Below are 11,073 nucleotides of genomic sequence, written 5' to 3' on the forward strand. Positions count from 1 at the left end.
AGAAACCATTTAAGAATTACTTTCTGCGGTCAAAAACTCTAAGAGATCCCCCTCAATCCCCCTTAAAAAGGGGGAAGAATTTAATTCTCCCCCCTTTTTAAGGGGGCTGGGGGGATCTAGTGAATTCTTAAATGGTTTCTTAACTCATTGAGGCTCACTATAGATTCCCTTTTATTAAAGAGGTTTTATTTACGAGCAATTCTAATTTAGAGAAAGTCATAAAAATTAGTACTAACTAAGAATATCCAATACCCAATCAATATGTATATTTATAAGTATATTCAGTATACTTATACACACAAAGCTAATACATCACAAAAACAAATAAAGAAAAAACTAGTAGCAAATATTTAACCCTAGAAAACAGTAACTAGAGGCAAAATATAGGCTTCTTTCATCCAAATCAGTTGTTTTTAGAAGGTTTTATACAAATCACAAAAACGATAAAGATAAAAGAAGATCATAAAATTCCAGTTTCATAAATTCATTAAACTCGACAACAAATCAAATTATTCGCAAATATAATCTCGCAATCAATTGAATATTTTTGATAAAAAACAACTTTGTAAGGCTTATGTATTAGTATTAGTAAATATAGAAGTCCTAAATCATTTGTAGATTTTTGGGTTTGTGGAAGCGCCCCCTTTTGGGGAGCACTTCCACAAATGATTTAGGATTGCTACATTGCAGTCCTAAATCATTTATGAGAACAATGGGACTTCACGCTCAGCCAATGTATCCCGTCTGAGCGAGATTGAAGCCGATCTAAACTTATTTAGAATTGCTAAGTAGCTAGACGCAATTAAATATAAAACTCCAAAACCTGTAGCACACGCTGCTCGTGCGCTACCGATTTTGATTCTGAATTTTAATTATCAGCTACTTATAAATCAAATCAAGGGAGAAACTAAATGACTGACAAATCAGAATCAAGTTTAGTAGTCACTAGTTCCTCTGATTTATCAATGGGATCTAAGTCTAGTTTGCCAGATAGCTTCCCCATTGTTGGCATTGGCGCTTCGGCAGGGGGGCTAGAAGCCTTTACACAACTCTTAAGCAATTTAGAAGTTGATACGGGGATGGGGTTCGTGCTGATTCAGCATTTATCGCCGCAGCATCACAGTCAGTTAAGCGAAATCCTCCGCAATGCCACCACGATGCCTGTTAATGAAGCAGTGGAAGGTATGCGTATCGTGCCAAATTCGGTATATGTGATCCCACCTAATACTCTGATGACGCTGGAGCAGGGAGTCTTGCGGCTGGAGCCACGGCAGCGTGTGAGGGGGAAATATATGGTAATTGATGGTTTTTTTAGTTCCCTTGCTGCCGATCGCAAACATCTGGCGATCGCTGTCATTTTATCGGGGAATAACGAAGATGGAACCGTAGGGCTAGGCGTAGTGAAAGGGACTGGGGGAGTCACCTTCGCGCAGGATCTCGGCTCGGCAGAGTTTCCGACCATGCCGATGATTGCGATCGCATCGGGGTATGTAGATTTTGTCTTGCCCCCTGCCGAAATTGCGCGAGAACTGGTCAAAATCAGCCAGAATGTCATGGAAATGGATGATTCCACCGATATCATGACTAATGATATTTACGAAATTGAAGCAGCCGAAGCAGCCGTTTTTACGGAAAGTCCAGAGAACCAGAAATTTCTACCCTTCGTCTTAGAAATTTTGAACAATGCTATGGGCGTAGACTTTACGCATTACAAGCAAGGCACGATCCGCCGCCGAATCGCGCGGCGGATGGGATTACTAAATTTACAAAACTTGGGGATGTATGCCCAGTACTTACAAGAGCATCCCATTGAGGTCGAGAAACTTTACCATGATATTCTCATTAATGTAACGAGTTTCTTTCGCGAACCCGACTCCTTTAAGGCGCTCAAGGATATTGTCTTTCCCCAAATTTGTCAGGATAAGTTGCCAAATGCCCCGATTCGGATCTGGGTCGCAGGCTGTGCGACGGGTGAAGAGGTCTATTCAATCGCCATTAGTCTCTTAGAATTTTTTGATGATCGCCCTAACAAACAAACAATTCAAATTTTTGCAACGGATATCAGTACGATCGCGATCGAAAAGGCCAGAGTCGGCATATACAGCCATAATACCTTGATTGATATCTCGCCCGAACGCTTGCGGCGCTTTTTTATCCCCGTGGAAGGAGGCTATCAGATTGGCAAAACCGTGAGGAGTCTATGCGTATTTGCGAGGCAAAACCTAACCAACGATCCTCCGTTTTCGCGCTTAGATTTGATCAGTTGTCGCAATATGCTGATCTATCTCGAACCAGTCCTCCAAAAAAAGGTGATGCCTATTTTCCATTATGCCCTCAATCCTAACGGTTTTTTGATGTTGGGAAGCTCAGAAGGGATTGGGAACGCCACGGATTTATTTGCGATCGCCGATAAAAAGAGCCGTATTTATAAATGTAAAAACTCAGCTCCAAGGATGAATTTTAACTTTGTCAAAAGCACCTATACCAAAGATAATGTTAGCGATTCAGCCGCTCCGATCAAATTCAAGGAAGCGCCCGAAAATAATTTAGAGCTCCTTGCCGATCGCGTCGTACTCAGTCGCTATGCGCCTGTGGGAGTCATTGTTAATAGCGAGCTAGACATTTTACAGTTTCGCGGTCAGACTAGCGCCTATCTGGAACCAGCTCCAGGCAAAGCTAGCCTCAATTTGCTCAAAATGGCGCGTCCCACCCTGAGACTAGAGCTGCGATCGGCAATTTTTAGCGCCAAGGAACAAGATATCCCGATCGTCAAAGATGGCATTGAGATGCAACAGGGGGCGATCGTCAAAATCGAGGTCATTCCCTTAAGTATGAATAACGATCCCTATTTCTTGGTTTTATTTACGAGTAGACCACAGCGATCGCTATCACCACAGCCAAATCTGGGCAGATCTCGCAAAGAGCTAAATCAATCGGATCGATCACCTAGTGCAGAGCTAGAGGTGGCGCGACTCACCCATGAGTTAGAGAAAACCAAAGAATATTTGCGATCGATCATTGAGACGCAGGAGGCGAACAACCAAGACCTCAAGGTGGCAGGCGAGGAAATTCTCTCTAGCAATGAGGAGTTGCAAAGTGCCAACGAGGAACTAGAAACTGCCAAAGAAGAAATTCAAGCGACGAATGAAGAATTAAGCACAATTAATGACGAACTCCGCAGTCGTAACGTGCAGCTCCATCAGTTCAACAATGATATGCAAAATTTGCTCAGCAGCGTTAATATCCCGATCTTGATGCTGTCGGGCGATCTGCGGATTAGACGCTTTACGCCGATGGCGGAGCAATCTTTTAATTTAATTCCCAGCGATGTGGGGCGACCCTTTAGCGATATTCAAAATAATCTCGATATTCCCCATATCAGAACCTTAATCACAACGGTCATTGATACTTTGATTCCCTACGAGCAGGAAGTTAAAGACCTATCGGGGCGTTGGTACAGCTTGAGAATTCGCCCCTATCGCACCACCGACAATCACATTGATGGGGTCGTGATCAGCTTGATTGATATCGACTTGATCAAACGTAATGCCCTTGAGCTGGAATCTTCCCGCAATTATGCGGCGGCGATCATTGAGACTTTGCGCCAGCCTCTGGTGGTACTTAATGCGGAGATGCAGGTATTAACCGCCAACCATGCCTTTTATCAAATTTTTCAAATGAGCCCCAGCCAGACCGAAAATCAATCGATTTTTACCATTGGTCAGGGCGAATGGAACATCCCCAAACTACGATCGCTCCTCAATGAAATTCTGCTGCTAGATATTACGGTGCAGAATTACGAACTTACCCAGAATTTTCCGCAATTGGGCAATCGCACCGTATTACTCAATGCCTGTCAGATCGATCGCCCCAATATCGGTCAGATGATCTTAATTGCGATCGAGGATATCACCGAACGCAATCAGCAAAGGTTGCAGCTAGTCATTAAAAACCAAGAGCTATCAACGGCGATGATGCTTGCCGAAACAGCAAATTTGGCTAAAAGTGAATTCATCGGAAGTATGAGTCATGAATTACGCACACCGCTCAATTCAATCATGGGCTTTTCGCAACTCCTGCGCGAGAGCATTAATTTAGATGGCGAGTCCCGTCAATATCTAGAAATCATTTATCAATCGGCGGACTACCTCCTCGCATTAATCGAGGATATTCTAGATATTTCCAAAATTGAAGCCAAAAAAATGGCGATCGATTTAAATCATTTCGCTCTCCTCGACTTTCTCCAAGTAACCGTGGGCATGGTATCAGCCCGAGCGATCGCCAAAAATCTCACCCTGACAACCCAGTTTGCCGAAGATTTGCCCACCACGGTTTATACCGACGAAAAACGCCTAAGACAAATTCTGCTCAATCTCCTCAGTAATGCCATCAAATTTACGAATCATGGCAGAATTACCTTAACCATCAATAGAGTCCAAAGAGTCCAAACCAGCCTGACGGAATCCCCCATCGAATTAATTCAATTTACGGTTACAGATACGGGTATTGGCATTGCCGCCAACGATCTGGAGAAGCTCTTTCAACCCTTTGAGCAAGTAGGAACATCAAAAAGGAATCAGCAAGGCGCGGGCTTAGGGCTTGCCATTAGCCAAAATCTGGTCAAGCAGATGGGCGGAGAAATCCGAGTGAGCAGCACCCCCGATCGCGGAAGTACCTTTAGTTTTGCCCTGAATTTAACGGAACCGCCAACGGAACGGAAGGCTGAATACCAAATCTCGCCCGCAGCAACGATGCTCGCGATCGCCCCAGCCGCCAATGACACCAAAAGTTCGGAGGGTCAAGTAGAACAGAAGCGCCCTGTTCCTGTCAATAAGGTCAAGTTAGCCTCCACCCTACCCTTGAGCATTTTAATTGCCGAAGATGTGCAATTCAATCAAATTCTCATTCAGAAATTCCTGCAAACACTCGGATACGAACCCGATACCGTCAATAATGGATTAGATGTGCTGACTCAGTTACGAGCGAAGCATTATGATGTGATTTTGATGGATATTCAGATGCCTGAAATGGATGGCATTGAGGTAACCAAAAGAATTGTCGCAGAATGGGATCAAAGCTCTCGTCCCCATATCATTGCCGTGACCGCCAACGCATCACAGGAGGATCGCGACAAATATTTAGCCGCAGGAATGGATAGCTATATCAGCAAGCCCATTAGTTTTGCTCAGTTAGAAAAGGCTCTCCTACAGGTTAGTTCCCATCTGCGATCGTAAATTAATACCAAAACACAAAATGGCTACGCCATTTTGTGTTTTGAAAACCCTTACTGGGTTTAGTTTTTAATTCACAAAAGTGTTGCCACACTTTCGTGAATTGGTATAACGTCAGTTCGGGTTAAGCTGGCAAATTCTCAAGTTAAGAAATGGCTACGCCATTTCTTAACTTGGTATTAAATTTGTCAAAGATTGCCGCGCAGAGCGCGGCAATCTTTGACTAGAGAAAGCATCGGCTAGGGAATCGCTAACGTCACGGCAATCCGAAAACCCGTATAGCGATCGCCTTGATTAGTGACATTTTTATAACGCTTGGCGGAGCGACAATAATGGGCAGGATCGCGCCATGAGCCACCCCGTACGACGCGACAACTGCGATCGCCTCCTGTCATCCAAGCGCTCCCATCCTTGGGCAATAGGTCGTAATCATCATGCCAGACATCCATACACCATTCCCACACATTGCCATGCATATCGTGCAAGCCAAAGGCATTGGCGGGATAGGAACCAACTTCGGTCGTAGCCGCATTACTAATACCTTGAGGTGCATATTTGTAAGGGCTTGCACCATTGTAATTAGCCAGATTTGCGGCGATCGTTTCCCCAAAACCAAAGGCGGTGACCGTCCCCGCCCGACAAGCATATTCCCATTCCGATTCGCTCGGCAACCGATAGGGACGACCAGTACGTTCGGCAAGTTTCTGACAAAAGGACTGAGCATCGTCCCATGACACCATTTCCACGGGGCGATCGCTATTGCCAATAAACATAGCGGGATTATTATCCATTAATGCTTTCCATTGTCTTTGGGTAATGGCAAAGCGTGACATAAAGAAGGGAGCGAGATTCACAATGTGACGCGGACTCTCTTCTTCATGGCGATCGGCTTCATCCGAAGGCGAACCGATCGCAAATTTGCCTGCGGGGATAAATACCATTTCTAAGCCGATCGCCATCCCTTGCAAGTTACCTAAGCTCTCAATATAGGCAAGTCTGTTCTTTGATATTGTCTTGATTTGCAAAGGATGGTTGATGAATTTGCCAATCCCATGATTGACGCTCACTAACGCCATCTTAAAGGAAAATTGCGACAATCGAGGCGCGATCGCGATCAGCGGTGGTTTGGGGCTGGGAGCGATCGGGACGATCTGCGTTTTGGCGATCGCTTTTTGATGGCGCAATCTCCCAAATTGATGAGGTGTATAGCTCACAGGGGAGGGAGCCGATAGACTTTGGAGACTTTGGAGACTTTGAAGATCATGGAGTACGGCTTGCGCCGTAGCATAGCGCTGGCTGGGAGAAGAGGCAATCATCCGATCGAGCACCCGAGCGAGCTGGGGATTGAGGTTCGTATTCCCTAAAAAATTTCGCCAGATCCAAGCACCATCCATATCCATCAGGTCGAAGGGAGAAACATTGGTCAACAAGTGAATACAGGTCACGCCTAAACTATAGATATCGCTAGCAAATATGGCTTTTCCCCTCGCCTGCTCTGGCGCAATATATACCGCACTGCCGATGCGTGTACCTGTCTCCATCCCTGCCGTCACAAATTTTGCCGCGCCAAAGTCAACTAGCACATGACTTCCAGCCGCAACCGAACCAGAAGTACTGGGAAATCGGCGGCGAATAATATTTTCAGGTTTAATATCGCGATGGATAACTTGGCGATCGTGAATAAATTGCAGGATCGGCAATAGGTCGCTCAATAGCATCCGAATTTTGGCTTCGCTAAAAGTCCCTTGCTCGCGCAATTCCTTTAATAAATCCTGTCCATCGATAAATTCTTGGATCAGATATTGCCGACTGTCATGTTCTAAATGGGCAAACAATGTGGGGATTTGAGGATGCTTCCCCAGATCGTCAAGGCGTACAGCTTCCTGTTGAAATAGCTCGGCAGCTTTTGCCGCACTGCTTAGATCGGTGGGACAGAACTGCTTGATGACACAATTGGGCTGCGATGGAAGGGCTTCATCAATGCCAATAAAAGCTTTGCCAAAGCCACCTTGCCCCAAAAGCACGATCGCCCGATAGCGATCGCCAATCTTGAGTTTGGAGCCACAATGACTACAAAAAACCAGCATCCGATCGGGGTTTTGATAGTTGCATTGCGGATTTAGGCATTGACTCATGATTGCGCCTATTGATTGGGAATAGCATCCATCTTGGCAAAGCCAATGACTTGCATTTTGCCTGCCGTCAGTTCCAGTTTGAGAACTCTCGCAGTGATGCCTTTACTTTCCAGTTGTCGCAAATCTAGGACTTTATTCAATCCATTGGTAAAAGCCGTAGCAATGCGATTGGGAATCGGCGTTCCTGACAATTCAATTTGTGGGTTAACAATTTGCAGTTTTGTGCCCCCGATGGTTTTTAGTTCGGCATTCAATGAGACATCGAGCTTCTTGGGGTTAGGCTTGGCGGGGGTCGGTTGCGCCTGTAATGTTGCCGCCAGACGCACGCGATCGCCTTCTAAAAAAGTTACTTCAGGATTGAGCAAATCTAAAATTTCAGGGTTTTTATTAGTTCCCGAAATATCAATGCTCAGATTTTTAAAGGAAGATTGCACATCGGGCGATCGCAGAGCCGTATTGATATCTTCAGAACGCAAGACCAAACGGACAGCAGCCTGTAATGGTCGCCGCAACACAACTTTGCCAGACTGCAAAGAACTGGGATCGATACTGATCGGATCGGTCTCCAAATCGACCTGATCGATCCGTAAAAACTCTAAAACGAAAACCCCTCGTCCCGCAACACGAATGCGATCGACATTACCTAAAAGAATCTGATAGTTAGGAGCATTATCAACACGCACCTCTAGGACATCGGCTCGCACGATTTGACTGCGCAAATAGTCCGTTGCAATTTTATCGATCGCAATTCCAGGTGCGCCAGCTATGCCTAAAACCGTCGTAAGTAACCCAGCAAATAATTCCATAACAACGGCGATGAGTATCACTGCAATCATAAACCAAAACACAATGATTAATACCAATTCCCAAAATGGCGTTGCCATTTTGGGAATCTCAAAACCTTACTGGGTTTGTTTTTTAATTCACTGAAGTGAGCCAACACTTCAGTGAATTGGTAATGCAAAAACAGGGAGCGTACCGCCCACTAAGCGGGCGGTACGCTCTCTGTTTTTGCATTACTTATACCTAGATATTTATTAAGTAGTTCAGCATAATCAAGAAACAAAACCAAAGAGAGTACCGCCCGCTACGCGGGCGGTACTCTCTTCTGGGTTTTAAGTTTACTTATGCCTAGCTACTTACAACACGTTATATTTTGGGAAATTTGATAGCATTTTCTAGTTTAGGAGTAACCAGTTATGCAGATTCGGTTGGCAGTCGAGGCAGATCTATCCTCCATTATTGAGATTTATAATGCTGCCATTCCTAGCCGTCTTGCTACCGCCGATCTCGAACCGATTACGGTGGAAAGCCGTCGCGCTTGGTTTCGCTCCCATGACGATCGCTATCCTGTCTGGGTGATGTCTGTCGGCGATCGCCATATTTACAGCGATCGCAACGAACAAATTGTGGGCTGGCTCAGTCTGCAAATGTTTTACGGTCGTCCTGCCTATCACAAAACTGCCGAGGTAAGCATTTACATCGATCCTACCTATCAAAACCAAGGGATCGGTAAGCAATTGCTGAATTATGCGATCGGGCAATGTCCTAAGTTAAATATTTCTAAGATGGTCGGTTTCATCTTTGCCCACAATCATCCCAGCCTGCGCCTATTTAAGAGCTTTGGTTTTACGGAATGGGGAAATCTACCACAAGTTGCCGAGCTAGATGGCATCGCCCAAAGCTTGATCGTTCTCGGCAAAGTCGTGAGCTAAGCGCCATACCTCAAAGTAAAGAATTAGATGTTGCGGCGCTTCGCGCCGCAACATCTAATTCTTTACAGGAAGGGAGTAGGACACAAAACCCAAAATAGTGTTGTCGCGCGGAGCGCGACAACACTATTTTGGGTTTTGTGTCCTGATATAGGTGACGGGAGCTATAAGATAAAACTGACAGCATATATAGACGACAACGAGACGATAACGATAATGAAGCGTGATGACTGGTTTCCTACGCCCATCTGGCACTTTGAAGTACCAAACTACCAAGAACTAAATCAAAAATTGCTCCCCGCGATCTACAACGAACACCAGAAAGACAATCAGGGATTAAATTGGTCTAATTCTTTAGGATGGCATAGCAAAGACTACCTACATCAACAGCCAGAATTTCAAGCGATCGTCAATATTGCCATCAATAATGCTTTAGAGGCTGGGCAAGAAATGGGCTTTGACCTCCAAAGATTCACCATGGTCGTGGCTAACTGTTGGGCAATTATCAATCCTAAATTTGCTTCTAATTTTTTGCACAATCATCCCAATTCCATATTGAGCGGTGTTTATTATGTGAAAGCATCCGAGAATTGCGGTGGTATTTTCTTTCGCGATCCTCGCGATGTCGCCCATATGTTCATGCCTAAGATCGTCGAACTCACGCCTTGGACGATCCAAAAGATTACCTACAAGGCAACGGAAGGAACGATGATCGTTTTCCCAAGTTGGCTAAATCACGGCGTAGAAGCCAATCTCAGCGATGAAGATCGGCTATGCATCAGTTTTAATATCAGCATGAGTCATCGGGTTTAAAGTCTAAATTTTGATTAAGTCGCTAGGCGCAATCAAATATAAAACCCCAAAGATGAGTGGCGGCGCGAAGCGCCGCCACTCATCTTTGGGGTTTTGATTCGCTAGGCATAAGTAAACTTAAAACCTAGAAGAGCATACCGCCCGCTGCGCGGGCGGTATGCTCTCTGGTTTTGGTTTTTAATTATGCCGAACGACTTAGCTGTAGCCATTTGTCTTAGGACAAATGGCTACAGCTTTAACAATGGATAGAAATGTCCGACGGGTCCCTGTCCGCGACCGATCGCCAGTCCATATTTCAGGGCTTCCGTCACGTAATTTTTTGCCTCTTGCACTGCTTGGAAGTGGGGCTTACCCAGCGCCAAGTTAGCAGCGATCGCCGCTGACAGGGTGCAACCAGTTCCATGGGTATGCTGAGTATCGATCGCTTCTGTCTGTAAAACCTCAAAGCGATCGCCATCAAACCACACATCCACCGCCTTGAGTGAGCCACTCATCGCTCCTCCCTTAATCAATACCGATCTCGCTCCCAATTTATAAATTTGCTGAGCCGCAGTTTGCATATCCGCCAAGGTATGAATTTCCATTTCCGCCAAAATCTGCGCTTCATAACGATTGGGGGTAGCGATCGCCGCCAAGGGAATCAATAGATCGGTCATTGCCTTAACCGCATCATCATCTAATAATTGCGCCCCTGTCCGCGACACCATCACAGGATCGACCACCACATTTCCCAAACCAAAGGCAACGAACTTTTTTGCTACAGTTTTAACGATCTCTTGATTGAGAAGCATTCCCGTTTTAATTGCTCCTACCCGCATATCAACCATCACTGTTTCAAATTGAGCGGTCACGGACTCAGGTGACATGGCATCAACTCTGGTAACTCCCTGAGTATTTTGGGCTGTGATGCAGGTAAGCACGCTCGTCCCATGCACACAATGAAAGGAAAAGGTACGTAAGTCCGCCTGTATCCCTGCACCTCCGCCACTATCGGAACCAGCGATTGTCATGGCGATCGGTATTGAGGAACTATGGAAACTAGTCATGATGCGAATTATTGATAAGTAGCTAAATAGAAGAATGTACCGCCCGCTACGCGGGCGGTACATTCTCTGGTTTTGGTTTTTAATTATACTGAACTACTGATATAGCTATCCTAAATGGTTTGTGGAAGCGCCCCCC

Annotated in this window: 6 protein-coding genes; 3 read left to right on the forward strand and 3 right to left on the reverse strand. The window is 45.4% G+C overall.

The annotated features are described in order from the left end of the window. The first annotated feature begins 911 nt into the window (after positions 1–911). Positions 912–5,234, forward strand: a complete 4,323-nt coding sequence (locus AC805_RS04355) for a CheR family methyltransferase (protein ID WP_055074280.1) — start codon at positions 912–914, stop codon at positions 5,232–5,234. Between the two features lie 236 nt (positions 5,235–5,470). Here the strand turns inward: AC805_RS04355 and AC805_RS04360 are convergent, their stop codons facing one another. After that, complete coding sequence (locus AC805_RS04360) at positions 5,471–7,366, reverse strand: bifunctional serine/threonine-protein kinase/formylglycine-generating enzyme family protein (RefSeq protein WP_055074281.1); 1,896 nt, start codon at positions 7,364–7,366, stop codon at positions 5,471–5,473. An 8-nt stretch (positions 7,367–7,374) separates the two neighbouring features. Next, a complete protein-coding gene (locus tag AC805_RS04365) occupies positions 7,375–8,250 on the reverse strand; it encodes a DUF2993 domain-containing protein (RefSeq protein ID WP_082429396.1) in 876 nt (291 codons plus the stop codon). 315 nt (positions 8,251–8,565) lie between these two features. Here AC805_RS04365 and AC805_RS04370 point away from each other — a divergent pair, with 315 nt between their 5' ends. Both AC805_RS04370 and AC805_RS04375 read left to right on the forward strand, forming a co-directional pair. Beyond that, a complete protein-coding gene (locus AC805_RS04370) occupies positions 8,566–9,081 on the forward strand; it encodes a GNAT family N-acetyltransferase (RefSeq protein WP_055074282.1) in 516 nt (171 codons plus the stop codon). A 213-nt stretch (positions 9,082–9,294) separates the two neighbouring features. Next, positions 9,295–9,891 (forward strand): TIGR02466 family protein, encoded by a 597-nt coding sequence (locus tag AC805_RS04375; protein WP_055074283.1) that lies wholly within the window; start codon positions 9,295–9,297, stop codon positions 9,889–9,891. 227 nt (positions 9,892–10,118) lie between these two features. On the opposite strand, the gene thiD is transcribed toward AC805_RS04375, so the two are convergent. Beyond that, complete coding sequence (thiD, locus tag AC805_RS04380; RefSeq protein WP_055074284.1) at positions 10,119–10,937, reverse strand: bifunctional hydroxymethylpyrimidine kinase/phosphomethylpyrimidine kinase; 819 nt, start codon at positions 10,935–10,937, stop codon at positions 10,119–10,121. Between the last annotated feature and the right edge of the window lie 136 nt (positions 10,938–11,073).

This window comes from Pseudanabaena sp. 'Roaring Creek' (assembly GCF_001402795.1).
In the GTDB taxonomy this organism is placed as follows: Bacteria; Cyanobacteriota; Cyanobacteriia; order Pseudanabaenales; family Pseudanabaenaceae; genus Pseudanabaena.